At 66.4% G+C, this 24234-nt stretch carries 27 protein-coding genes; 5 read left to right on the top strand and 22 right to left on the bottom strand.

What is annotated here, in order from left to right:
• Window positions 1-73 precede the first annotated feature (73 nt).
• From AC3WK8_RS08915 to AC3WK8_RS08905, 3 genes are all read left to right on the top strand, one after another.
• Complete coding sequence (locus AC3WK8_RS08915) at window positions 74-1492, top strand: FAD-dependent oxidoreductase (protein ID WP_022639922.1); 1419 nt, start codon at window positions 74-76, stop codon at window positions 1490-1492.
• Between the two features lie 229 nt (window positions 1493-1721).
• Window positions 1722-2789, top strand: coding sequence for a uroporphyrinogen decarboxylase (gene hemE, locus AC3WK8_RS08910; RefSeq protein WP_085595638.1), 1068 nt, complete (start codon window positions 1722-1724; stop codon window positions 2787-2789).
• Between the two features lie 135 nt (window positions 2790-2924).
• Window positions 2925-3272 (top strand): YgiW/YdeI family stress tolerance OB fold protein, encoded by a 348-nt coding sequence (locus AC3WK8_RS08905; protein WP_085595636.1) that lies wholly within the window; start codon window positions 2925-2927, stop codon window positions 3270-3272.
• 90 nt (window positions 3273-3362) lie between these two features.
• Here AC3WK8_RS08905 and AC3WK8_RS08900 read toward each other — a convergent pair whose 3' ends face one another.
• Entirely contained in the window at window positions 3363-4598 is a 1236-nt protein-coding gene (locus AC3WK8_RS08900) for an MFS transporter (protein ID WP_371857915.1), read from the bottom strand.
• A gap of 152 nt (window positions 4599-4750) precedes the next feature.
• On the opposite strand from AC3WK8_RS08900, the gene AC3WK8_RS08895 reads away from it, so the two are divergent.
• Window positions 4751-5650 (top strand): LysR family transcriptional regulator, encoded by a 900-nt coding sequence (locus tag AC3WK8_RS08895; protein ID WP_053132459.1) that lies wholly within the window; start codon window positions 4751-4753, stop codon window positions 5648-5650.
• Here the strand turns inward: AC3WK8_RS08895 and AC3WK8_RS08890 are convergent.
• The 20 genes from AC3WK8_RS08890 to AC3WK8_RS08795 all read right to left on the bottom strand — a co-directional run bounded on the left by AC3WK8_RS08890 (window position 5618) and on the right by AC3WK8_RS08795 (window position 22516).
• Complete coding sequence (locus tag AC3WK8_RS08890; RefSeq protein WP_103324601.1) at window positions 5618-6109, bottom strand: excinuclease; 492 nt, start codon at window positions 6107-6109, stop codon at window positions 5618-5620. The genes AC3WK8_RS08895 and AC3WK8_RS08890 overlap by 33 nt on opposite strands.
• A 123-nt stretch (window positions 6110-6232) precedes the next feature.
• Entirely contained in the window at window positions 6233-6679 is a 447-nt protein-coding gene (locus tag AC3WK8_RS08885; protein WP_103324600.1) for a hypothetical protein, read from the bottom strand.
• Window positions 6680-6706: 27 nt separating this feature from the next.
• Entirely contained in the window at window positions 6707-7933 is a 1227-nt protein-coding gene (locus AC3WK8_RS08880; RefSeq protein ID WP_103324599.1) for a beta-ketoacyl-ACP synthase, read from the bottom strand.
• On the bottom strand, window positions 7933-8661 hold the full coding sequence (fabG, locus tag AC3WK8_RS08875; protein WP_103324598.1) for a 3-oxoacyl-ACP reductase FabG: 729 nt from the start codon (window positions 8659-8661) through the stop codon (window positions 7933-7935). Before fabG ends, AC3WK8_RS08880 begins: the two co-directional genes overlap by 1 nt.
• Window positions 8658-9131 (bottom strand): hotdog family protein, encoded by a 474-nt coding sequence (locus AC3WK8_RS08870; protein WP_085595622.1) that lies wholly within the window; start codon window positions 9129-9131, stop codon window positions 8658-8660. The genes fabG and AC3WK8_RS08870 overlap by 4 nt, the downstream gene beginning before the upstream one ends.
• The gene (locus tag AC3WK8_RS08865; protein ID WP_103324597.1) at window positions 9128-10324 is read right to left on the bottom strand and encodes a beta-ketoacyl-[acyl-carrier-protein] synthase family protein; all 1197 of its coding nucleotides are present in this window, start codon (window positions 10322-10324) and stop codon (window positions 9128-9130) included. The genes AC3WK8_RS08870 and AC3WK8_RS08865 overlap by 4 nt, the downstream gene beginning before the upstream one ends.
• Window positions 10321-10806, bottom strand: a complete 486-nt coding sequence (locus tag AC3WK8_RS08860; protein WP_103324596.1) for a DUF3261 domain-containing protein — start codon at window positions 10804-10806, stop codon at window positions 10321-10323. The genes AC3WK8_RS08865 and AC3WK8_RS08860 overlap by 4 nt, the downstream gene beginning before the upstream one ends.
• A complete protein-coding gene (locus tag AC3WK8_RS08855; protein ID WP_103324667.1) occupies window positions 10803-11564 on the bottom strand; it encodes a class I SAM-dependent methyltransferase in 762 nt (253 codons plus the stop codon). Before AC3WK8_RS08855 ends, AC3WK8_RS08860 begins: the two co-directional genes overlap by 4 nt.
• Before the next feature lie 143 nt (window positions 11565-11707).
• The gene (locus tag AC3WK8_RS08850; RefSeq protein ID WP_103324595.1) at window positions 11708-14047 is read right to left on the bottom strand and encodes an MMPL family transporter; all 2340 of its coding nucleotides are present in this window, start codon (window positions 14045-14047) and stop codon (window positions 11708-11710) included.
• Window positions 14031-14642 carry an outer membrane lipoprotein carrier protein LolA gene (locus tag AC3WK8_RS08845; RefSeq protein WP_103324594.1) on the bottom strand — a complete coding sequence of 204 codons (612 nt, stop codon included), beginning with the start codon at window positions 14640-14642 and terminating at the stop codon, window positions 14031-14033. Before AC3WK8_RS08845 ends, AC3WK8_RS08850 begins: the two co-directional genes overlap by 17 nt.
• Complete coding sequence (locus AC3WK8_RS08840; protein WP_022639936.1) at window positions 14639-15064, bottom strand: acyl-CoA thioesterase; 426 nt, start codon at window positions 15062-15064, stop codon at window positions 14639-14641. The genes AC3WK8_RS08845 and AC3WK8_RS08840 overlap by 4 nt, the downstream gene beginning before the upstream one ends.
• Window positions 15057-16601 carry an HAL/PAL/TAL family ammonia-lyase gene (locus AC3WK8_RS08835; RefSeq protein ID WP_103324593.1) on the bottom strand — a complete coding sequence of 515 codons (1545 nt, stop codon included), beginning with the start codon at window positions 16599-16601 and terminating at the stop codon, window positions 15057-15059. The genes AC3WK8_RS08840 and AC3WK8_RS08835 overlap by 8 nt, the downstream gene beginning before the upstream one ends.
• Window positions 16582-17529 (bottom strand): lysophospholipid acyltransferase family protein, encoded by a 948-nt coding sequence (locus AC3WK8_RS08830; protein WP_103324592.1) that lies wholly within the window; start codon window positions 17527-17529, stop codon window positions 16582-16584. The genes AC3WK8_RS08835 and AC3WK8_RS08830 overlap by 20 nt, the downstream gene beginning before the upstream one ends.
• Window positions 17526-18260: a glycosyltransferase family 2 protein gene (locus AC3WK8_RS08825; protein ID WP_085595779.1), complete on the bottom strand. Its 735-nt coding sequence runs from the start codon at window positions 18258-18260 to the stop codon at window positions 17526-17528. Before AC3WK8_RS08825 ends, AC3WK8_RS08830 begins: the two co-directional genes overlap by 4 nt.
• 19 nt (window positions 18261-18279) lie before the next feature.
• Entirely contained in the window at window positions 18280-19953 is a 1674-nt protein-coding gene (locus AC3WK8_RS08820) for an ApeI family dehydratase (RefSeq protein WP_085595607.1), read from the bottom strand.
• Window positions 19950-20495: a COG4648 family protein gene (locus AC3WK8_RS08815; RefSeq protein ID WP_103324591.1), complete on the bottom strand. Its 546-nt coding sequence runs from the start codon at window positions 20493-20495 to the stop codon at window positions 19950-19952. Before AC3WK8_RS08815 ends, AC3WK8_RS08820 begins: the two co-directional genes overlap by 4 nt.
• Window positions 20492-20746: an acyl carrier protein gene (locus tag AC3WK8_RS08810; protein WP_085595603.1), complete on the bottom strand. Its 255-nt coding sequence runs from the start codon at window positions 20744-20746 to the stop codon at window positions 20492-20494. The genes AC3WK8_RS08815 and AC3WK8_RS08810 overlap by 4 nt, the downstream gene beginning before the upstream one ends.
• 9 nt (window positions 20747-20755) lie before the next feature.
• Window positions 20756-21028, bottom strand: coding sequence for a phosphopantetheine-binding protein (locus tag AC3WK8_RS08805; protein WP_022640294.1), 273 nt, complete (start codon window positions 21026-21028; stop codon window positions 20756-20758).
• Window positions 20997-21818: a lysophospholipid acyltransferase family protein gene (locus tag AC3WK8_RS08800; RefSeq protein WP_103324590.1), complete on the bottom strand. Its 822-nt coding sequence runs from the start codon at window positions 21816-21818 to the stop codon at window positions 20997-20999. Before AC3WK8_RS08800 ends, AC3WK8_RS08805 begins: the two co-directional genes overlap by 32 nt.
• A complete protein-coding gene (locus tag AC3WK8_RS08795; protein ID WP_103324589.1) occupies window positions 21794-22516 on the bottom strand; it encodes a beta-ketoacyl synthase chain length factor in 723 nt (240 codons plus the stop codon). The genes AC3WK8_RS08800 and AC3WK8_RS08795 overlap by 25 nt, the downstream gene beginning before the upstream one ends.
• 343 nt (window positions 22517-22859) lie before the next feature.
• Here AC3WK8_RS08795 and AC3WK8_RS08790 point away from each other — a divergent pair, with 343 nt between their 5' ends.
• On the top strand, window positions 22860-23630 hold the full coding sequence (locus AC3WK8_RS08790) for a ParA family protein (RefSeq protein ID WP_022640297.1): 771 nt from the start codon (window positions 22860-22862) through the stop codon (window positions 23628-23630).
• A gap of 51 nt (window positions 23631-23681) precedes the next feature.
• Here AC3WK8_RS08790 and trxC read toward each other — a convergent pair whose 3' ends face one another.
• Window positions 23682-24116, bottom strand: coding sequence for a thioredoxin TrxC (gene trxC / locus AC3WK8_RS08785; protein ID WP_085595597.1), 435 nt, complete (start codon window positions 24114-24116; stop codon window positions 23682-23684).
• Between the last annotated feature and the right edge of the window lie 118 nt (window positions 24117-24234).

The raw sequence follows: 24234 nt of genomic DNA, 5'->3' as shown, positions 1-24234 counted from the left end.
TTTGCCGGGCATTAGTGATCGACTTGCGGCTTGCAGCTCATAGCTTGCAGCTGCTGTATAGAGGTTTTGAAAAATGGCTGAACGTCTGAATAACGACTTCCAGTTCATCGATGTCGGGCGCAAGGATCCGAAGAAGAAACTGTTGCGTCAGCGCAAGAAAGAGTTCGTGGAAATCTACGAGCCCTTCAAACCCCAGCAATCGGTCGAACAGGCCCATCGCTGCCTGGGTTGTGGCAACCCCTACTGCGAATGGAAGTGCCCGGTGCACAACTTCATTCCCAACTGGCTCAAGCTGGTGGCCGAGGGCAACATCCTGGCCGCCGCCGAGCTGTCGCACCAGACCAACACCCTGCCGGAAGTCTGCGGCCGCGTATGCCCGCAGGACCGCCTGTGCGAGGGCGCCTGCACCCTCAACGACGGTTTCGGCGCAGTGACCATCGGCTCGGTGGAGAAGTACATCACCGACACCGCCTTCGCCATGGGCTGGCGCCCGGACATGTCCAAGGTCAAGCCCACCGGCAAGCGCGTGGCGATCATCGGTGCCGGCCCGGCGGGCCTGGGCTGTGCCGACGTGCTGGTACGTGGTGGCGTGACGCCGGTGGTATTCGACAGGAACCCGGAGATCGGTGGCCTGCTGACCTTCGGCATCCCCGAGTTCAAGCTGGAAAAGACCGTGCTGAGCAATCGCCGGGAAGTCTTCAGCGGCATGGGCATCGAGTTCCGCCTCAACACCGAGGTGGGCAAGGACGTGACCATGGAGCAACTGCTCGCCGAGTTCGATGCGGTGTTCATGGGCATGGGCACCTACACCTACATGAAGGGCGGTTTTGCCGGCGAGGACCTGCCGGGCGTGTACGACGCGCTGGACTTCCTGGTGGCCAACGTCAACCGCAACCTGGGTTTCGAGAAGTCGCCGGAAGATTTCGTCGACATGAACGGCAAGAAGGTCGTGGTGCTCGGCGGTGGCGACACGGCGATGGACTGCAACCGCACGTCCATCCGCCAGGGCGCCAAGTCGGTGACCTGTGCCTATCGCCGCGACGAGGCCAACATGCCCGGCTCGCGCAAAGAGGTGAAGAACGCCAAGGAAGAGGGCGTGAAGTTCCTCTACAACCGCCAGCCCATCGCCATCGTCGGTGAAGACAAGGTCGAAGGCGTGAAGGTGGTCGAGACCCGTCTCGGCGAACCGGACGCCCGTGGCCGGCGCAGCCCCGAGCCGATCCCGGGTTCCGAGGAGATCATCCCGGCCGATGCCGTGGTCATCGCCTTCGGCTTCCGTCCGAGCCCGGCGCCCTGGTTCGAGCAGTTCCAGATCCAGACCGACAGCCAGGGCCGCGTGGTGGCGCCGGAGCAGGGCCAGTACAAGCACCAGACCAGCAACCCGAAGATCTTCGCCGGTGGCGACATGGTGCGCGGTTCCGACCTGGTGGTGACGGCGATCTTCGAAGGGCGCAACGCCGCCGAAGGCATCCTCGACTACCTGGGCGTTTAAGCTGCTGCGCTCGGAAATGCTGCGTTGAAAACAGACTCGGAATGCTCATTGACAGCAGTCAACTCCGCTTCCTCGTCTGTTTTCGCCTTGCCTTGCCTTCGCTCGCGACGCTTAAATAGCTGCTTGTAGTCCGCGACAAATTGACCCGATACATAAAAGGCACGGCTCTTGCCGTGCCTTTTATGTCGCGCTCTGAGAAAATGCCCCCACTTTTTTTCCGGATGCCGACATGACTGCCCTGAAGAACGACCGTTTCCTCCGTGCCCTGCTCAAGCAACCCGTAGACGTCACCCCGGTGTGGATGATGCGTCAGGCCGGGCGCTACCTGCCTGAATATCGCGCCAGCCGCGCCAGCGCCGGTGATTTCATGAGCCTGTGCATGAATCCAGCGTTCGCCTGCGAAGTCACCCTGCAGCCCCTGGACCGTTATCCACAGCTGGATGCGGCGATCCTCTTCTCCGACATCCTGACCATCCCCGATGCCATGGGCCAAGGCCTGTACTTCGAGACCGGCGAAGGCCCGCGCTTCAAGAAAGTGGTCAGCACCCTGGCCGACATCGAGGCCTTGCCGATCCCCGATCCGCACAAGGACCTGGGCTACGTGATGGACGCGGTCAGCACCATCCGCCGCGAACTCAACGGCCGCGTGCCGCTGATCGGTTTCTCCGGCAGCCCCTGGACCCTGGCGACCTACATGGTCGAGGGCGGTTCGTCCAAGGACTTCCGCAAGTCCAAGGCCATGCTCTACGACAACCCACAAGCCATGCACCTGCTGCTGGACAAGCTGGCACAGTCGGTCACCGCCTACCTGAACGGGCAGATCCGTGCAGGCGCCCAGGCGGTGCAGATCTTCGACAGCTGGGGTGGCAGCCTCTCGGCGGCGGCCTACCAGGAGTTCTCCCTGGCCTACATGCGCAAGATCGTCAGCGGCCTGATCCGCGAGCATGAAGGACGCAAGGTGCCGGTGATCCTGTTCACCAAGGGCGGCGGCCTGTGGCTGGAAAGCATTGCCGATGCCGGCGCGGACAGCCTGGGCCTGGACTGGACCTGCGATATCGGCGAAGCCCGGCGCCGGGTCGGTGCCAAGGTGTCGCTGCAAGGCAACATGGACCCCACCGTGCTCTACGCCAACCCGGAGGCGATCCGCGCTGAAGTCGCGCGCATCCTCGCCAGCTACGGCAAGGGCAGCGGCCACGTGTTCAACCTGGGCCATGGCATCACCCCGGAAGTGAACCCGGAACACGCCGGCGCCTTCCTGCGGGCGGTGCACGAGCTGTCGGCGCAGTACCACGAGTAACCGCACCTGCTGCGATCGAGCCCGGCCTTGGCCGGGCTTTTTCTTGCGGGTGAAAAGGCAAGGGCGCCGATTAAGTTTCAATTCAGCCTGGGTGGTTAACCTTGTCGGCATCGAAACCCAGAATGGATCACTGCCATGAAAACCCGTTACCTCGCCCTGTTGCTCGCCCCGCTGTTCAGCACCGCTGCCCTGGCTACCGGCTATACCGGCCCCGGGGCCCAGGCGGTCACTACCGTTGCCGCCGCCAAGGATGCCTCGGACGATACCCCGGTGGTGCTCCAGGGTTATGTCACCAAGAAGCTGGACAACGACGACAAGTACGAATTCAAGGATTCCAGCGGCACCATCACCGTCGAGATCGACGACGAGAACCTGCCACCGGTGCCCTTCAACGAGAAGACCCTGGTCAAGCTGACCGGCGAGGTGGAGAAGGGCTTGATGAAGCGCGAGATCGACGTCGACTTGGTGGAGATCCTCAAGTAAGCCGCTCGCTCATCCCAGGCGATACCGATGCCGGCGCCCGACCTTGCAGATGCCTTGCGAGAGTCGGGCGCCGGCATGCTCGTCCTGGGCTCAGGGCGCTGCCAGGGGTTGCAGCTTGGCCAGCTTCAAGGCCGCCAGCAACGCCACCAGCAGCAGGGCGCCGATGAACAGGCCGATGCCGTTCCAGCCCGCCAGGTGCCAGAACACCCCGCCCGCGGTGCCGGCGATGCTCGAGCCGGCGTAGTAGCTGAACAGGTACAGCGACGAGGCCTGGCCCTTGGCCCTGGTGGCGCGGCGACCGATCCAGCTGCTGGCCACCGAGTGCGCCCCGAAGAAGCCGAAGGTGAACACCAGCATGCCGATGATCACCACCGGCAGCGGCTCCAGCAGGGTCAGGGCCAGGCCGGCGAGCATCAGCACGATGGTGGCCCAGAGCATCTTGCGCCGCCCCAGGCGATCGGCCAGGGCGCCGACTTTCGCCGAGCTGTAGATCCCCGACAGGTACACCACCGACAGCAGGCCGACGAACGCCTGGTCCATGTGGTACGGCGCGGCCAGCAGGCGATAGCCGATGTAGTTGAACAGGGTCACGAAGGCCCCCATCAGCATGAAGGCCTCGAGGAACAGCAGCGGCAGGCCGGCATCGCGAAAGTGCATGGTGAAGCCGTCCAGCAGGCTGCGTGGGTGCAGCGAGCGTGGGCGGAAGTTGCGCGACTCGGGCAGGATGCGCCAGAACACCGCCGCGGCGATCAGCGCCAGAGCGCCGATCACCAGCATCGCCGTGTGCCAGCTGACGAAATCGATCAGCACCCCGGTGATCAATCGCCCACTCATGCCGCCGATGGCGTTGCCGCCGATGTACAGGCCCATGGCCAGGCCGATGTGCTGGGGGTGGATCTCTTCGCTGAGGTAGGTCATGGCCACCGCCGCCAGCCCGCTCAGGGACAACCCAACCAGCGCGCGCATCACCAGCACGCCATGCCAGCTGGGCATCAGGGCGCTGGCGATGGTGCACAGGGCCGCGGCCAAGAGGGCCGCCACCATCACCGGCTTGCGACCGATCCGATCGGAAATCGGCCCGGTGACCAGCAGGCCCACGGCCAGCAAGGCAGTGGAGACCGACAGCACCAGGCTGCTCTGGGCGGCGTTGATGGAGAACTCCAGGGACAGCAGCGGCATCATCGGTTGTACGCAGTACAGCAGGGCGAAGGTGGCGAAGCCGCCGGAGAACAGGGCCAGCACCGTGCGCATGAACAGCGGCGTGCCTTTCTCGATATAGGCGTCGTTGAGTTGGGCGACTACCTCGTCCAGGGGCGTAGAGGGAATTTCGTGGGCAAGCGGGGCGACAGCGGTTTTCACGGGGACCTCGGGGGGAACGCAGCCAGGCAGGCAATGAAAAAAGCATATAGCCGGCTAATAATTCATTCCAATATATTGTTCGACCTGTTTGATAGGTTCTACGACTCAATGGGGTTTCCATGGAATTGCGTCACCTGCGTTACTTCATCGCCGTGGCCGAGGAGCTGCACTTTGGCCGCGCGGCCCAGGCCCTGGGAATTTCCCAGCCGCCTCTGAGCCAGCAGATCCAGGCCCTGGAGCAAGAGATCGGCGCGCGTTTGTTCGAGCGGACCAATCGTCGGGTCGAACTCAGCGAGGCCGGCCGGCTGTTCCTCGAAGAGGCTCGCCTGGCGCTGGCCCAGGTGGACAAGGCCGCCGATGTGGCCCGTCGCGCGCAGTTGGGCGAACTGGGCGAGTTGAAGATCGGCTTCACCTCGTCGGCGCCCTTCAACTCGACGATTCCCCAGGCGATCTTCGCCTTTCGCCAACGCTTTGCCGCCGTGCACCTCAAGCTCAAGGAAATGAGCAGCACCCAGGTGGCCGAGGCGCTGGTGGACCAGGCCATCCAGGTCGGCATCATGCGGCCCTTGCCGCTGCCGGATTCGCTGTCGGTGGTGGAGCTGTTGCGCGAGCCACTGGTGGCGGTGCTCAGCTCCAAGCACCCGCTGGCCGAAGGTCGCGAAGAAGGCCTGTACCTGTCCGAGCTGGCCCACGAGCCCTTCGTGTTCTTTCCCCGCAGCTATGGCAGCGGCTTGTACGCCCAGTTGCTGAACCTGTCGCGGGATGCCGGGTTCACCCCGCATTTCGCCCAGGAGGCCTCGGAGGCCATGACCATCATCGGCCTGGTGGCCGCGGGCCTTGGGGTCTCGGTGTTGCCGGCGTCCTACCAGCGCATGCGTATCGACGGCGTGGTCTATCGCCGGCTGCTGGACCCGCAAGCCATGACGGCGGTGTGGCTGGTGCAGCGCAAGGACCAGTGCTCGCCCATGGCCAAGGCCTTCGTCGAGCTACTGACGCGCAAGACCGGGGCCGCGTGCTGAAGGGCTGTTGGGGCGGGGCGGCGTTTGCAGGAACACCAGGTCGCCGCGCAACGCCACGCCGGCCATCAACACCCCGGCGCGACACTCGTAGGTGTTGAGGTCCTTGCGCACGCGCTGCTTGTAGTAGCTGACGATGTTGGTCACGGCATTGGCGCCGACCCGCTTGGCTGCGGCCTGCAGGGTGATCAGGGCCGATTGCAGGGCCCATTCGCAGGCGGCGATATCGCTCTTGTTGAAGGCGTTGGTCTTCTTGTTGGTGGCCAGCTCGGTGACCTTGACCTGGAGTACCGCCGGGTGGGGGTTGCCCGCCAGGTAGAACTTCACGCTGCCGTCCAGGCGCCCGGCGCGCAGGGCATCGGACACCACGCTGTCGAAGGGCATGTACATCAGGTTGGTGGCCCGGCTGTCAGGGCTGAAGACGGACAGCAGGGCCAGGGCAATCAGCGCTTTCACTTGCATGGTCGGCTCCTTGACGGATGTGAAAGGCAAGCCGTCATGGCGCGTCGGCCCGCTGTTGCGAGTGTAGACGCTGATCGATCTTGTAGCCGTCGCCTCACCGGCGTTCGCCTGCGGCCACAGGGGTCATTGGGCTGCGGGAAAGGCCTTGGCCGAGTCCGACAACTGCTGCGCGGTGCGCTGGTTCTGGCCGTCGCGCAGGTCACGCAGGATGCCCTTGTCCAGCAGGCGTACCCAGCGGATGTAGTTCTTGTGGATCTTGCCGTCCTGGTAGTCCAGGGCGCGGCTGTCGCGATAGACGATCTTGTAGTGGTTGGCCGAGTACTGGATATCGATCTTCGCGTAGAACTGCTCGCGCACGGTGATATCCGCCTGGATCAGCTCGGGGCCGATTTGCCGCACGGTCCACTGGCGGGCCACCAGGTTCTTCAGGATCGCTTGCTTAACCTGCTCGTGGTCGGTCTGGATGGTGGCCGGGATGATGCGGTTGGGGGTGTACATCGGCTTGCTGGTGCAGGCCGCGGTGCCCAGCAAGACGAGGACGATCAAGGTGGCGCGAAGCAGGGAGGACATTCCATTTTCTCCAGGAGGGGGCAAGGGTCAGGACCAGCGGCGGAAGATCAACGAGGTGTTGACGCCGCCGAAGGCGAAGTTGTTGTTCATCACGTATTCGTGGCTCATGGCACGCAAGCCGCCTTGCAGGTAGTCCAGCTCGCCGCAGCGAGGGTCGACCCGGTCCAGGTTGCAGGTGTGCACGTAGAGGTCGCGCTTGAGCATCTCGATGCTGAACCAGGACTCCAGGGCCCCGCAGGCGCCCAGGGTGTGGCCGAGGAAACTCTTTTGCGAGCTGATGGGCATGCGGTTGCCGAACAGGCTGCTGGTGGCCTGGGTCTCGGCGATGTCGCCCTGTTCGGTGGCGGTGCCATGGCCGTTGACGTAGCCGATGGCGGCGGGCGCCAGGGCCGCGTCTTCCAGCGCCAGCTCCATGGCCCGGCGCATGGTGGCCTGCTCGGGACGGGTGGTGTGCTGGCCGTCGGCGTTGCTGCCGAAACCGACGATTTCCGCGTGGATCCGCGCACCCCGGGCCAGGGCGTGCTCCAGCTCTTCCAGGACCAGCATGCCGCCGCCTTCGCCGATCACCAGGCCGTCGCGATCGCAATCGTAGGGCCGCGGGCTGCTGTGGGGCGCGTCGTTCTTCAAGCTGGTGGCATACAGCGCATCGAACACCATGGCTTCGGTGGGGCACAGCTCCTCGGCGCCCCCGGCGAGCATCATCGGCAGGCGGCCGAACTTGATCGCCTCATAGGCATAACCGACGCCCTGGCTACCGCTGGTACAGGCGCTGGAGGTGGGGATCAGGCGCCCGGTGAGGCCGAAGAAGATGCTGATATTGGCCGCGGTGGTATGGGGCATCATGCGCACGTAGGAGTTGGCGTTGAGCCCTTCGGCCACCGAGTTCAGCAGCATGTTGCCGAAGGCCTTGATCTCCTCGGTGCTGCCGGTGGACGAGCCGCAGGCCACGCCCATGCGCCCATCCTTGATCGAGGGATCGCCCAGCAGCCCGGCGTCGGCCAGGGCCTGTTCGGCGGCCGCGACCGCCAGCCGCGAGACCCGGCCCATGCTGCGCAGCTGCTTGCGGGTCCAGTGCCCGGGCACCTGGAAATCGTCGATGGGGCCGGCCAGGCGGGTGTTGAGCTCGCTGAACCTGTCCCACTCGTCCATCCGCCGGATGCCGCTGCGATTGGCCGCGAAGCGCTCGACCAGGCTGTCCCAGTCGTTGCCCAGGGCGGTGATGCCGGTCATGCCGGTGACGACCACGCGCTTCATCAGCACAAGCCCCCGTTGACCGCCAGCACCTGGCGGGTGATGTAGGCGGCTTCGGCGGACATCAGGAAATTCACCGCGCTGGCGACCTCCTCGGGAGTGCCCATGCGCTGCGCCGGAATCATCTTCAGCAGTTCTTCCACTGGCACGTCCTCATCCAGCATGGCGGTGTCGATCAGGCCCGGGGCCACGCAGTTGACGGTGATCTTGCGCTTGCCCAACTCGATGGCCAGGGCCTTGGCAGCGCCGATCAGGCCGGCCTTGGAGGCACTGTAGTTGACCTGGCCACGGTTGCCGATCAGCCCCGAGACCGAGGTGATACAGATGATTCGCCCTGCTGCGCGGCGCCGGATCATCGGCATCATCACGGGATGCAGGACGTTGTAGAAACCGTCGAGGTTGGTGCGCAGCACCTGGTCCCAGTCTTCCTCGCCCAGGGCCGGGAAGGCGCCGTCGCGGGTCAGGCCGGCATTGAGCACCACGCCATAGTAGGCACCATGGGTTTGGACATCGGCTTCCAGGGCCGCCTTGCAGGCCGCGCGGTCGGCGACATCGAATTGCAGGATGCGGGCGGTACGGCCCAGGGCCTGGACCTCGGCCCGGACGGCTTCGGCTTCGGTACGGCCGGTGCGGCAATGCAGCACCAGGTCATAACCGGCCTGGGCCAGGCGCAGGGCGATGGCGCGGCCGATGCCACGGCTGGAGCCAGTGACCAGTACGGAGTCAGTCATGACGGGGTTCCTTTGGAAGAATCGGCGGTTTCATGCAGGTAGTCGGCGGCCCGGGGCGGGCGATAGACGTTCAGGCGTGCACTGGCGGCGATGCCCGGGCCGCTCAGGTGGCACTCGAACACGCCCATGCCGTTGTCGTCCTCCAGGGAGCGCAGCGCATGGATTTCCAGCACGCTGCCGGCGGGGAAGCACTCGACATTGCATTGGAACTTGCGAGTGCCCAGCAAGAAGCCCAGCTCCGCTGGCTGGCCTTGCTGGCGGGCACGGCAACCGGCGTAGGCGGCGACGCTCTGGGCCATCAGCTCGACGCCGACCCAGGCTGGCAGGCTGCCGTCGGGCCGATTGAACAGGCCGCCGGGGCGAACCTGGAGGCGGGTGCGCACTTGCTCTTCATCGAAGGCCAGGACCTGGTCGATGAGGATCATGTCGCCGGCGTGGGGCAGCAGTTCGGCGAGCGGCCAGTCAATCATGGGGCGTCTCCGATAATCAGGCTGACGTTGTTGCCGCCGAAGGCGAAGGAATTGCTCATCAGGCGGCGGGGTGAACGGGGCTCCAGGCGGTCGGCGGCGGTGACCCAGTGCAGCCCTGGCAGCGCTGGATCGGCCTGGCCATCCCAGACATGGGGCGGCAAGGCTCCACCCGGGTTGTCGGCACCCAGGGCCAGCCAGCAGAACGCTGCTTCCAGGGCTCCGGCGGCGCCCAGGGTATGGCCACTCATGGGCTTGGTCGAGGAGCAGGGCACGCCCTCGGGGAACAGCCCGGCCACCGCCAGGCTTTCCATGGCGTCGTTGTGCTGGGTGGCGGTGCCGTGCAGGTTCAGGTAGGCGATCTGCCGGGCTTGCAGCCGGGCGCTGCGCAACGCCAGCTCCATGGCTTGCAGGGCGCCACGGCCGTCGGGGGCCGGCGCGGATATATGGTAGGCATCGGAACTGGCGCCACCGCCGAGCAGGGCGATGGAAGGGCCGGTGCCGGGCTCCCGGGTCATCAGGAACAGCACCGCGGCTTCGCCGATATTGATGCCGTCGCGATTGCGCGAAAACGGATTGCAACGCTGGCCGGAGACCGCCTCCAGGGCCGAGAAACCATTGAGAGTCAGCTTGCACAGGCTGTCGACCCCACCGCACAGCACCGCGTCGCAGATCCCCAGGTCCAGCAGGCGTCGGGCGCTGAGCAGGGCCCGGGCGCTGGAGGTACAGGCGGTGGAGATCACGTAGGCCGGCCCGCTCAATTGCAGCCACTGGGCGAGGAAGTTGGCCGGGGCGCCGAGCTCCTGCTGGCGATAGTTGTAGTCCGCCGGGAACTGCCGGTCCCGCAGGTAGCCGGCGAGGCCGCGGCTGGCCTCGTCGATCCCCGAGGTGCTGGTGCCCAGGACCACGCCGACCCGGCCATGGCCGTAGCGCTCGATGGCCCGGTGGATGTCGTCCTCGATCTGCAGCGTGGCCTCCAGCAGCAGCTGGTTGTTGCGGCTGCCATGGAGCTGCTGGTCCGGTGGCAGGCTGGCCAGGGGCCCGCGCACCGCGGCCACCGGCAACGTGCGTTCGGGTACCCAGCCGCTTTCTGCGCGCATGCCCGAGCAGTCGCCGGCAAACAGGCTGCGGGCGACTTCCGGGCGATTGCGGCCCAGGGCGCAGATCAGCCCGAGGGCGTTGAGGTAGGCGGTCATGGAGTGGCCTCGGTGGTCAGCGCCGTGACGTGATAGTGCGGGCCTTGGGGCAGTTGCACGGTGAAATCCAGTGTTTGTCGATAAGTGACCTGCCAGCGTTGGCCAAGGGCCCGGCGCTGGTCTTGGGTTTGAGCGCCGGGGTAGCTGGCTGGCAATTGGGCCGCCGGGGTCAAGGCGAACAGCAGGGCGGCGAACAGCTCCCTGGCCTCGGGATTGGGCGGCAGCAGGCCATCGGCTTGCCATTGGCCATCCACCAGGCGCTGGCGGGCCTGGGGAATGCCCAGGGGATCCATCAGCGACCAGCGCAGTCCCGGACCTTCGGCCTGCAGCACCAGCAGCCAATCCTGGCGCTGGCCCTGGCTTTGGCGCTGGATATGCAGTTGCAGCGGCAGGTCCAGCGCGGGCGCGCGTTGCGGCAGTGGCGCCTGGCTGGCGCAGGCGCTCAGCAGCAGGACACAACCGAGCAGCAGGGCACGGATCATGAGGCTCGACCTTGCCCGGTACCCGGCGCCGCGAGGGGCTTGCGAGCCACCACGTTGACCAGGGTTTCCTCGCGCTGGCCCACCGGTGGCGGTTGACGCAGGCCAAGGCGCTCCAGCAGGCCGAAGTCCTTGGCGCGGCTCCACCACAGGTACGGATATGACACATTGTCCTCGGAGAACTCGAAGCCTTGCTGGCGAATCATCTGCAAATACTCGGTGGCGCTTTTCTGCACGTGCATGGGGTGGCGGAACAGCCAGCGGATCACCCAGGTATCGATATAGGCCTGGGTGGATTCGGCGAACATCAGGTAGCCGCCGGGCTTGAGCACACGATAGAACTCGGCGAGGGCTTTTTCCTGTTCCACCAGGTGATGGAAGGTCTGGTGGCAGAACAACAGGTCGACGCTGGCGTCGTCCAGCTTCAGGGTCGCGCAGTCGCTGCCGATCAGCTCCACCTCCCATTGCTGGCGCCGGGCTTCCTCGGCGCTGAGCGTGAGGCTGTGGGGATCGGCATCGATGCCGATCAGGCGCTGGGGAGCGAACACCTGGCGCAAGTGCTGGAACGACTTGCCCTGGCCGCAGCCGGCGTCCAGCAGTACCGGAGCCTGCGGCGGCTCGTCGTCGAACAGCGAACGCAAATCGTTGATCGCCACTCGCAACACATGGTGCTGCCAGGTATGGCTGCGCAGGAACCAGAAGCCGAAGCGGGTTTCTTCGACGTAGCTGTCGCTCAGGTAGGGCGAGGCCTGGCCGGTCATGGGCGAACCCTCGCATCGGCTGCCGGAGGGACGCTGGCGCTTTGCGCCAGCAGGCGGCATTCCATTTCAGTTGTTGGCATTGGGGCTCCTTGCCGCTGCGGCGGGATTCTGGTTCGGGTAGGCCATGCTGGCCGACGGCCGGCTCACGGTGCTGGCTCCGCTGGCGCAGCGGGGTGCGGTTCATGGCCGGCCCAGGGGGCGAGGATGAAACTGAAAGCCAGGCCGAGGCTGACGGCCAGGCCGAAATTGCTTACCGCCGGGGTGCTGGAGATGGCCAGCAGGCCGAACGACAGCCAGGTGGTCAGCGCCGCCAGCAGGGTGCCCAGCAGGCTCACGGCCGCACCGCCGATCCGCTCGCGCATGAGGATTGCGTAGTCGACGCTGATGGCGGTCACCAGCAGCAGGCCGAACAGGCTGAACAGCGTCAGCGGCTGCCCCAGCCAACCGAGGCTGGCCAGGCTGCACAGGGCCGCCAGCAGCGGCAGGGCCACCAGGCGCAAGGCCCCGCCGAGACCGAAGGGCAGGATCAGCACCAGCACGATCAACACGCAGGAGGCCAGCTTGAGCTCGGCGGCGCTGACCTGGGTGGCGGCGAAGACCTGGTTCAGCTCGCCCAGGCGATCCACCAGCTGGATGCCCGGCAGGTCGCCGGACTGGACCCGCAGCAAGGCCGCGTCGTTCAGGCCCTGCAAGCTGACCAGGGCGGCCACGCCCTGGGCATTGGCCCCGAGCCAGAGTGGCCGGAAGGGTTCGGCCAGCGGCCCTGCCAGCGCGCTGTCGATGTCTGCCAGGGGCAACTCCTGCAATTGCTTGAGTTCGGCCTGCAGCGCCTGCTCGGGCACGCCCAGCGCCAGCAGTGGCTGCCAGTATTCGGGCAGGCGCTCGAGGGCCGCGCGGACCTGGCGTTGCTGCGCCGGCTGGCTGAGCAACTGGTTGAGCGACAGATAGCCCTTGAGCTTGCCCAGGCCCACCAGGGGTTGCAGGCGCTCGTCCAGGAGGTCGAGGCGTTCCAGCAGCTGTTGCTGGTCGGCTGCGCGCACCAGGAAGAACTGGCTGGTGGGCTGGTAGCCGGTGATCCGGGCGATGGCCTGGGCCTCTTGCAGCAACTGGGGCGGTGCGCCGACCCACTGGCGGATATCGTTCTTGCTGTCGAGCTGCCACAGGCCCGCCGCGCAAAACAGTCCCAGCAGCCCCAGTAGCACCGGGCTCGACACCCGTGCCAGCAGGGCGCTGCGCAGCCGCAGCAAGCTGGCGGCGACCCGCAGCGGCCACTGCGCCGGACGCAGCTCGACCTTGCGCAGCAGCGCCGGCAGCAGGCACACGGCCGCCAGGTAGGCGCCCAGCAGGCCGGCGGCGGAGAACACGGCGATCTGGGTCAGGGCCGGGAATGGCGTCCAGGCCAGGGCCAGGTAGCCGATGCAGCTGGTGGCCAGGCTCAGGCTCAGGCCCGGCAGGGTCAGGCGCAGGGCCGGCCAGCTGCGCCAGGGCCTGAGGCTCCAGCTCTTGGACAGGTAGTGCAGCGGATAGTCCACGGCCACGCCGATCAGGCTCGAGCCCAGCACCAGGGTCATGACGTGCATGTGCCCGAACAGGGCGACGCAGGCCACGGCACCGAACAGCATGCCCACCAGCACCGGGACGAAGGCCAGCAAGGCGTGCCAGCGGCGAAAGGCCAGGAGCAGCAGCGCCAGGATGCCCAGGGTCGCGCCTCCGCCGACCCAGGAGATCTCCCGGGAGGCCTGTTGCTGGCCGCTGGCGGCATACAGCAAGCCACTGGCCGCCAGTAGCTGTCCTTGCTGTTGAGTGGCGTGTTCGCGGCTGTGCTGCAGCAGCCCGGCCACCTGCAACGGCAATTGCAGGTCGAAGGCATTGCCGGCGCTATGGGCCCGCAGCAGCACCCAGTGCTTGCCGTCGGCCTCGGCCAGCAGCGCGCCGCTGCCGATGTCCAGTTGCACGCTGGCGTGTTGTGGCTGGTTGGCCTGGATCCGCCCGGTCAGCCCCAGCCAGTCATCCTGGCTGGGCACCAGGGTGAAGCCGGCAAAGGGATCGAACAGGCTCTGCACTCGTTGCTGGATGAAGGCCCGGGGCTGTTCGAGCAACTGCTGGCGATCCTTGGCCGAGAGCATCGCCAGGCGACCCTGCAACAGTTGCTTGCGCAAGGCCGGCAGGTCGGCCTGCAGGGTCCACTGGACCTTGTCGAACAGGCCGCTGGCCTGCCACTGCCCGGCCAGCTCGCGAGCCAGGTCCAGCGCCTGCTGGCGTTGGGCGTGGCCCACCAGGACCAGGATCTCGCGGTTCAACGGTTCCTGCATGCGCTGTTCGGCCTGCAACTCCAGGGCGTCCGGGGCCGTGCCTGGCACCAGTTCCATGAGGTCGGCCGACAAGGGCGCGCCGTGGCGCCACTGCCAGGCGGCAGTGGCCAGGACCAGGGCCAGCAGGATCAGGAAGAGGCGTGGCAACCAGCGCTCACTCGGCAAAGTCATGGCGTTCCAGGTCGCTCAGGGGTTGGTTGCTGGTGCTGTCCTGCATGATCAACAACGTGCGGTCGCCCTGGGTTTCCAGCAGCTCGATGCGTTGCACCAGGGCGCCGCCGTCGATGTCGATCCGGGTGAAGATCTGCTGGAGCAGCAGTGAACGCGGCAGCAGTTGCAGGTGCCAGTCTTGCGCGGTGCCTTGCAGGCGCAGTTCGAAGTCCCGCTGCAGGCCGCTGCTGTCGCCTTGCAGCACGGCCAGGAACAGGCGGTTGTGCTCGGCGCCGGCGCTCTTGCCCGGCAGCATCTGCCAGCCCTCGGCATCGCGGCGGGCGATGCCCTTGGGCGTGATGCGGTAGTCCTGTTGCAACGGGGTCTGCAACAGCCACAGCAGGCCATGCTGGCGGGCCAGGACGAACTGGCCCTTGCTGGTCAGTGGCTGGGGCAGGGCCCGCAGGTGTTTTTCCTGGATGAAACGACCATGGATCACCTCGGGGCGCGACAGTTGCTCGCTCAATCGCTGCAGGTCGAAGTCCTGGGCCTGGGTCATGGGCGGCACGGCCAGCAGGAGCAGGCAGGCCAGCAGCAAGTGTTTACAGAGGGTCATGGCAACAGGCGCTCCACGGCGTCGGTGAAGATCTTGGGCGAGGCCAGCTGCATTTCGCGGCTGGCGATTGCCACGGCCACTTGTACCGAGCTGGCGCGGGTCAGGCGCTCGCCCGTGGCCAGGTCGGTGATCAGGTAGTTGATCTTCAGGCGGTTCTCCCATTCCACCAGGCTGGCGCGCACGTTCAGGGTCTGGCCGAACACCGCGCCACGTACATAGCGCAGTTGCAGGTCGATCACCGGCCAGGCGTAGCCGGAGTCGCGCATTTGCTCATAGTTGTGGCCAAGCCTGTCGAGCAGCGCGCAGCGGGCGACCTCCAGGTACTTGACGTAATGTCCGTGCCAGACCACGTGCATGGTGTCGACATCGAAGAACGGCACCAGGATCTGGGTATCGACGTAGATCGCTCCCTGGCTACGCATGCAACCTCCAGTGTTGTTCGGCGATACGTTGCAGGCACAGGCGCAGTTCGCCCTCCAGGGCGCGGTCCTCGATCACCGGTGGAAAATCCTCGGCCAGCTGCGCGCGCATGGCCGCCAGGGCCGCCGGCAAGGCTCGGGCATCGGCTTCGCGGCTGCGCAGCCAGACGCCCTGGTTGGCGGCCAGCAGGGTCGCGGCGGCCACTTGTTCGGTGAGCTCCAGCACGCGCAGCGCATCGCGGGCGGCAATGGTGCCCATGCTCACCTTGTCCTGGTTGTGGCACTCGGTGGAGCGCGAGAACACGCTGGCCGGCAGGGTGTTCTTCAAGGCTTCGGCGGTCCAGGCGCTGGCGCCGATCTGCACCGCCTTGAAGCCATGGTTGAGCATTGCCCGTTCAGCCGTCGCGGCGGACAGGTTGCTCGGCAGGCCGTGGTTGTAGCGCACGTCCACCAGCAGTGCCAGTTGCCGGTCCAGCAGGTCGGCGACGTTGGCCACCAGGTTCTTCAGGCTGTCCATGGCGAAGGCGATGTGCCCGCCATAGAAGTGCCCGCCGTGGAGCACCCGCTCGGCCTCGGCGTCGATGATCGGGTTGTCGTTGGCGCTGTTGAGCTCGGTTTCGATGAACGAGCGCAACCAGCCCAGGCTGTCGGCCAGCACCCCCAGTACATGGGGCGCGCAGCGCAGGGAGTAGCGGTCCTGGAGACGATGCAGGGGCGCGGTGGGGGCGTCGATCGCCAGGTCCTGGCGCAGCCAGGCGGCAACCTGGGTCTGGCCTGGATGGGGCTTGGCGGCGAACAGGCGTTCGTCGAAGTGCTCAGGGTTGCCTTGCAGGGCCACCACGTTCAGGGCCGTGATCCGCGTCGCCAGGCGCAGCAGGTAGTCGGCGCGGGCGAAGGCCAGGCAGGCCAGGCCAGTCATTACCGCGGTGCCGTTCATCAACGCCAGGGCCTCCTTGGGCCGTAGCACCAGGGGCTGCCAACCCAGCTCGCGGTGTACGTCGGCCGACTCGCGGCGTTCGCCACGGAACAGCACCTGGCGCTCCCCGGACAGGGTGGCGGCCACGTAGGACAGCGGCGTCAGGTCGCCACTGGCGCCCACCGAGCCTTCCTGGGGGATCAGCGGCAGGATGTCCAGGTCGAGGAAGGCTTGCAGGCGTTCCAGCAACTCCACGCGCACTCCGGACATGCCGTGGCACAGCGACTGCAAGCGCGCCGCGAGCACCGCCCGGGTCGCCTGGGGTTCGAGCAACTGGCCCAGGCCGCAGCCGTGGAAGGTGTACAGGTGCCGGGGCAGCGCCTCGACATGCTCCAGTGGCACCGCCACCACGCAGGAGTCGCCGTAACCTGTGGTCACGCCGTAGATCACCCCTTCCTTGTCCAGCAGGGAGTCGAGGAACTGCGCGCCCTTGGCGATACGCTGGCGCCAGGCCGCATCGGCTTGCAGGCGCGCTGGCGCCTGGCGGTTGGCCAGGGCCAGCACGTCCTCGATGCGCAAGGGATGTTCGCCGAAGGTGACCGGCTCATGGGTCGAGGTTGTCATCGGTTTTCCAGAATGGGTAGAAGTTGAACCACTGTTGCGGGGCTTGCAGGCAGTAATGGCCCAGGCGCTCGGCATAGCGCGTGGCCCATTGGGCGATCACTTGCTGGCGGTCGCTGCGCTTCCACTGCACGGCCTCGGCGAAAGGTTCGAGGATCACTCGGTAGCGCCCCTGCTGCTTGAGGCAGAGCAACAGGTTGACCGGGCACTTGAGCAGCCCGGCCAGCAGCCAGGGTCCCTGGGGAAAGGCCGCCGGCTGGCCGAGGAAATCCACCTGCACGTTGCGCCCGCCATGCAGCGGCACTCGGTCGCCGGCGATCGCCAGCCACTCGCCGCGCTCCAGGCGCTGGCTCAGTTGCAGCATGATCGCCGGGTCCAGCTCACTGACCTGGACCAGCCTCAGGTTGCTGGCCCCGGCCTCGCCCAGCAGGCGGTTGAAGCGTTCGGCGTGCCGGGTATGCACCAGCACGTTCATGGTCACCTGCTCGCCGAGTTCGGCCAGGGCCCGGCAGACTTCCAGGTTGCCCAGGTGGGCGCCCACCAGCAGTTGCCCGCGTTCGCCGCGCAGTTGCTGGCGCAGGCCAGCCGGGTCGAGGATCTCGATCTGTTCCAGGCGCAGCTTGCCGTTCCACACATCGAGCTTGTCCAGCAGGGCCTCGGCGAAGGCCATGAACTGGCCGAATACCCGGCGCTGGCTGGGCAGCAGGTCTTCGCGCTGGTGGAAGCGGGCCAGGCGCAGCTGGTATTGCCAGATGCTGCGGCGGGCGCTGCGGCCAAACAGGAAGAAGTACAGGACGATGGCGTACAGCAGCGGGCTCAGCACCCTGCGGCCCAGGGTCCGTACGCCGAAGGCGGTGAGTTTCATCAGCCAGAAGCTGCCGCGCTCGCGGCGCTCGGCCCAATGCCTGTTGGAGGAGGGCTCGCGGTTCATGTGCGCCACCGCCGCCAGAGAATCAGAGGCAGGCGCGCGAGCATGCCGAAGAACAGCTTGGCGTGCATCCTGGAAATCAGGGCGTTGTCGTGCCACAGGCGAAAGTGCGACAGGCCGTCCTGGGGATAGTGGACCCGGGTCGGCAGCCAGAGCATGGCCTGGTTGCGCCAGGACAGGCGCACGAGGATTTCCGGGTCGAAGTCCATGCGCCGGCCCAGGGCCACTGAATCGACCAGGGCCAGGGTCGGTGCCAGGGGATAGACCCGGAAACCGCACATGGAGTCCGGGATCTGCAACGACAGGCTGTTGATCCACACCCAGACGTGGGTCAGGTAGCGGGCATAGAGGCGGCCCTTGGGCACGCTGGCGTCGTACTGTGGATAACCGCAGACCAGGGCCTGGGGCGACTGGCGCGAACAGTGGATGAAGTTATCCACAGCGCTCAGGTCGTGCTGGCCGTCGGCGTCCACTTGCAGGGCATGGCTGAAGCCCAGGCGTGCGGCCTCCCGCAGGCCGGCCATGACCGCGCCGCCCTTGCCCTGGTTGACCGCCAGGCGCACCAGGAACACTTGCTCGCGCTCGGCCAGGCGTTGCAGCACACTGGCGCATCCGGGGCTGCTGGCGTCGTCCACCAGGATGCAGGGCAGGCCCTGTTCCCGCAGGGCGTCGACCACCGCCGGCACGGCGCCTTCGTGGTTGTAGACCGGGATCACCGCGCAAGGGTTATGCACAGGCGCCTGGCTGGGCAACTTATCCACAGCTGTCCTCCAGCAGGATACGGCCGCTGGAACAGGCAGCCCCGGCATTGAGGTAGGCGAAGTACAGCTTCTGGCGCTGGGTGTCGAAGCGCAGGTTCAACTGGATGCGATCGCCGGGGCGTATCAGTTGCTGGAACTTCAGCACTTCCATCCCGGCGAAACGGCCCGGCAGTTCCAGCAGGCGCTGGCCGAGGGCCAGGGCCCAGTCCACCTGCACCACCCCGGGAAGGATCGGCGCCTGGGGAAAGTGCCCGCTGAAATAGGCCAGGTCCGGGGGGATCGCCAGTTGCAGCTGCCACTCGTCGTCCTGCTGCAATTGGGCCAGGACTTCCGGCTCCCGCGGGCGCGGTGCCTGGAGCAGGGCCTGGACCTGGGCCTGGGGCAGCTTGCCCTGGGCGGTGAGCGGCAACTGGCGCAGCAGGCGCCAGCGCCGGGGCAGGGCCAGGGCCTCGCAGTGCTGGGCCAGGTGCTGGCGCAGGGCCTGGACCAGGTGGCGCCGGCCCTGGTTGCGCAGTACATGCAGGCCGGCTTCGTCGAGCACCAGCAGGGCGCCCAGGTAGGCACGGTTCTCCTCGATCACCCCAAGGCGGGCCTCGGCGACCCAGGCGTGGCTTTCCAGGGCCTGCTCCAGCATGGGCAGGGAGATGCGTTTTTCTTCCAGCTTGACGATGCGGTCCAGGCGCCCCAGCAGTTCGAAGCGACCGTCGGTGGCGATCCGCGCGGCATCGGCACTGTGTTCCACGTGTCCGGCCGGCAGGTAGGGCGAGGCGATCAACAGCGCACCGTCGGCATCCTGGCCCAGTTGCACATCGGCGAAGGGTTGCCACAGTGTCGCGCCCTGGCGCCAGGCGATCCCGCCGGTCTCGGAGCTGCCGAGGATCTCCGTGGGCCATTGCCCCAGGCGCTGCTGCAAGCTCGCGGCGGCGGGCGCGGGCAAGGCGCCGCCGGAAGAAAATACCCGCCGGACCTGGCTCAGGGCCGGCCAGTCGAGGTTGTCGCCCATGCGCTTGAGCAGTGCCGGGCTGGCCACCCAGGCGAATGCCGGGCATTCGCGGCTGGCCCGTTGCAGGTCTTCGGGGAACGCCAGTTGGCGCCGCAGGAACGGGCGACCGGCGCACAGCGGCCAGAGCACCCGGAACAGCAGGCCATAGATGTGCTGGGTGGCGACGCTGCCGATGATCCAGGCCGGGCCCAGGTCGTGGCCCCAGAGCTGCTCCAGGGCCTGTACTTCATTGGCCAGCTGGCGCAGTCGCTTGTCGATGCGCTTGGGTTCGCCGCTGGAACCGGAGGTGCACAGGCTCAGGCGACAGGTGTCCAGGTCCAGGTCGGCCGCCGCCAGGGGGCCGGTCGCGGTTGCCGGCAGTGGCGGGTCCTGGTCGGTCAGCCATAAGTCGACCTCCGTCGCCCAGCGCTGGCGGGTCTGGGCTTGCAGATCGGCGGGCAGCAGCACGCTGGCCCCGGCACGCCAGGCTCCGAGCAGGGCCACCGCCAGCTCCACTGCATCTTCCAGGTGGATCGCCACGCGCTCGACGTGCAGCTCCCGGAGGGTCGCGGCCAGGCCAAGGGCCCGGGCCTGCAGGGCCGCAAGGTCGATATCGGGATGGGCGGCGGCCAACCGTGGCCCTTGTGTCTCGAGCAAGAGCTGCTCAAGGGGAATCCAGTTCATCTACGGCCTCTTACCCGTTGGCGCAACAGCCATTCGATGGCGAACAGCAAGCCCATCAGCCCATAGGCGATCAGGCCGTTGTACAGCATCCACCAGTCCAGCGGCGCCCAGAGTGTCAGCGCGGCGGCGACCAGGCCATTGCAGAGGAAGAACAGACTCCAGGCGATAGTCACCTGGCGGGTGTAGCGTATGGCCTGTGGCGGCAGCTCCGGCTCGCTGAGGCGGGCCAGGCGCTCGGCCACTGGCGGGCCGTACTTGAGGCTCAGGCCGAACACCCCCAGCATGCAGGCGCTGATCAGCACCGGGTACCAGCGCAGCAGCCCCGGGCGGTCGAACCAGGCCAGCAACAGGCAGAAGACGAGCGCGGCACCGGCCATCCACAGGCTGCCGGGACGGCGCTCACCGGTCAGTGCCCGGACCAGCCACAGGCTGCCCAGCAACAGGCCGAATTGCCATGGCGCGAAGTGCTCCATGCCCAAGTACACGGCGAAGGGATAAAGCAGGCCGGCCAGCAACAAGCCCAGGCCGATCAGGCGGTTCATGCGGCCGGCTGGACCAGACGATAGACCGCCTCGACCACGTCGTTGACGGTACGCACCGACTTGAACTCCTCGGCGGCGATTTTCTTGCCGGTCTGGCGCTTGATGTGGTCGATCAGGTCGACGGCATCGATGCTGTCGATTTCCAGGTCCTGGTACAGGTTGGAGTCCAGGCTGATGTTCGACGGTTCCACTTCGAAGAGTTCGACCAGGGCATCGCGCAGGGTATTGAAGATGTCGTCACGGGTTTGCATGGTCGGTTCTCAAGCTGCCTGTTTTGCGCTGACGAAGGCCGCGAGGCTCGCCACGTTGCTGAAGTGATTGCGGGTGTCCTTGGCGTCGGCGTCGATCTTGATGCCGTACTTCTTCTGGATCGCCAGGCCCAGTTCCAGGGCGTCCACCGAGTCCAGGCCGAGGCCTTCGCCGAACAGTGTCTGCTGGTCGCCGATGTCCTGGGCGCTGATGTCTTCCAGGCCCAGGGCATCGATGATCAGCAGTTTGATTTCAAGCATCAGGTCCGGGTGCGTATCGCTCATCTTTGGCGAGCTCCTTGGTGAAATAGTTGTGCAAGTGCTCATTGAGCTTGCGCGAAGCCTGGGGCGCCGGGCCCTGGGCGGCAAAGGTCTGTGGGTCTATATCGGCACCGACGTGAAAACTGAAGTGCACCCGGCGTTGCGGGATCCGGTACCAGGGCTCGGCCTTGGTCAGCGTGCTGGGGCTGACCCGGATCACCACTGGAGTGATGAGCTTGGCACCGCGCAGGGCGATCGCCGCGGCTCCCCGATGAAAGGCCGGCGCTGCGCCAGGAAGGGTGCGGGTGCCCTCGGGAAAGACGATCAGCGTCTGGCCTTCGTGCAGAGCCCCGCAGGCGTTCTCGAGCATCTCCAGGCTGCCGTCGTTGCTGATGTACTGGGCCGCGCGCACCGGGCCACGGGTGAAGGGGTTGTTCCACAGGCTCTCCTTGACCACGCAGTTGGCGTCGCGCACCAGGTCGATCAGGAACACCACGTCGATCAGCGACGGGTGGTTGGCGATGATCATCTGGCCCGGGCGCCCCAGTTGCCCGGCGCCCTGGACCTCGTAGGTGAGTACGCCGCACCTGGCCATCCAGCGGATGAACAGCCAGAACAGCCGGCTGATGGTCTTGCGCGCCCGCAACCGCTGGTCCGGGGCATCCCCGGGCAGGCAGGCCAGCAGCGGGAAGATCACCAGGCGCAGGCACAAACCACCTATTCCGAACACTGCAAAGCTCAGCGCCGTGGCCACCAGGCGCCAGTAATAGGCATCGCGCCCCTTGGTCTTCACTGGTTGCGTTGCCAGGTCCATGTGCGATTCATCCAGGCATGTTGGCAATAAGGTTGCGGCCCAAGCAGGGTACGCAACAGGTTCAGGGCGTGGGGCCACTGGGCTGGAGCCTGGGGCCGGCCGCCGGTGCCATCCAGGGACAGCTGCCAATCCGCGCCGGGGGTCAGCAGCAGGCCCAGGGCATAGGGAAAGGGCACATCGTCGATCCAGTCGGCGTAGGCCTGGGGTGGCTGCTCCTCGGTGATCACCAGCAGTACGTGGGACGCGCCGTCGGCCAACAGCGCCGCAGCTTCCAGCATGCCGTGCTCCAGGCCGTCCCCGGCCGCAGCCAGGGCGGTCATCTCGCTGGTCTCGCCCCGCATGATGGACCACAGGCCGATCACCGCGTTGTGCACCGAGAGACTGAACTGGGTGGGCGACAACGGTTGCTCGGCGGCCAGGTCGCTGAGGATCTCCAGGGTTCGCGGGGTTTCGCCATGGCGGGAAATGAACACCAGGGGCAGGCGCTCGAGGCCCTCGGCCAGGGGCCAGCCAACGCTGAAGGCCATGCGGGCCAGGCGACTGAGGCGACGGCGCTGCATGGCGGGCAGGAAGGAAACGTCCGGAGCGCTATCGCTGCTGGCCGGCAGGGCCGGCTGCTGGCACCAGGCCTGCCAGGCGTCCACGCCCTCGAGCCCAGGGGCCCACGCACGCCATTGAGCGATATTGAACTTGATCACTTGGTTTCATCCCGCCCCTGCGGGCTTTCTTGACGTGGTGCGGCGCTGGGGGTGGCGCCTGGCCAGGATGACGCTTAAGCGCCAGTGGCGCGCATTATCCCGGTGCAACAGTCATGTAGCAAATAGCGGATGGACTGCTGGTCGCAAATGAGATGAATCTGCCGTGGAGCGAAAGTCCCTTCGCCACCACCGGCTGCCAAGGCCTTGTGCAGGCGCCTGGCAGCGGGGCTGGCGCAGTAGCCGACCGGTCCCGGGATAGCCGGCCGAACTTGCGTTGCCGAGGTAGCTAAGGGGCGGCGTCGGCTACTACACTCGGTGATCTTTGATACACGGAGGTCTAGCTATGCGGCGCGTGGTGTTCAATCAGAAAGGTGGCGTGGGCAAGTCGAGCATTGCCTGCAATCTGGCGGCGGTCAGCGCCAGCGAGGGGTATCGCACCTTGCTGGTGGACCTCGATGCCCAGGCCAACTCGACCCAATACCTTACCGGCCTGACCGGCGAGGACATTCCCATGGGCATCGCCGACTTCTTCAAGCAGACCCTGTCTTCCGGGCCGTTCTCCAGGAAGAACCAGGTGGACATCTACGAGACGCCGTTCGACAACCTGCATGTGGTGACCGCCACGGCGGAGCTGGCGGACCTGCAGCCCAAGCTGGAGGCCAAGCACAAGATCAACAAGCTGCGTAAATTGCTCGACGAGTTGTCCGAGGATTACGAGCGGATCTACCTCGATACCCCGCCAGCCCTGAACTTCTATGCGGTATCGGCGCTGATCGCGGCCGATCGTGTGCTGATTCCCTTCGATTGCGACAGTTTTTCCCGCCAGGCCCTGTACGGCCTGCTGGCCGAGATCGAGGAGTTGAAGGAGGACCACAACGAAGAGCTCGAGGTCGAGGGTATCGTGGTCAACCAGTTCCAGGCCCGGGCCAGCCTGCCGCAACAAATGCTCGACGAGCTGATTGGCGAAGGCCTGCCGGTGCTGCCGGTGTACCTGGCCAGCTCGGTGCGCATGCGTGAGTCCCACCAGGCCAGCCTGCCGCTGATCCATCTCGACCCACGGCACAAGCTGACCCAGCAGTTCGTCGACCTGCACAACCTGCTGGAAAACGCCTGAGTTTCAAGTTGCCATGGGCGCAGGGCGTGACCTGCGCTTCATGGCGTCATCTCAAATCCCCTGGCTACGCAACCAGCCGATCAACTGCGGCAAGGGCAGGGCGCCGCTTTGCCGGGCCACTTCCCGGCCATTCCTGAACAGGATCAGGCTTGGAATCGAGCGAATGCCCAACTGTGCCGAAAGCTGCTGGTTGGCTTCGCTGTCGAGCTTGGCCAGGCGGCATTTGCCGCTCAGTTGCGCGGCGGCCTGCTGGAAGGTCGGTGCAAAGGATTTGCACGGCCCGCACCAGTCTGCCCACACATCCACTAGCAACGGCAGGTCGCCCTTGACCTGGCTGGCGTAAGCGCCCTGTTGCAAGTCAAAGGGTTTGTCCAGCAACACCTCGGCCTTGCAGCGCCCACACCTGGGATGGTCGCCCAGGCGCTCGGCGGGGATGCGGTTGAGGCCGTTGCAGTGCGGGCAGGGGATCAGCAGTGGGTCGGTCATGGAAGCTCCGGGTCAGTGGCCAATGGCATCTATCTGGAGTCGTGGCGCGGATTTATCAAGCCGCGGGGCGGTGGATGCATCCGCTCACATATTGGAGCCCTGTCCCTGGCCTCCTATC

This window comes from Pseudomonas sp. FW507-12TSA (genome assembly GCF_058781435.1).
Note: the sequence above shows the minus strand (reverse complement) of the source record. Positions and strands in the feature narration are given on the sequence as shown.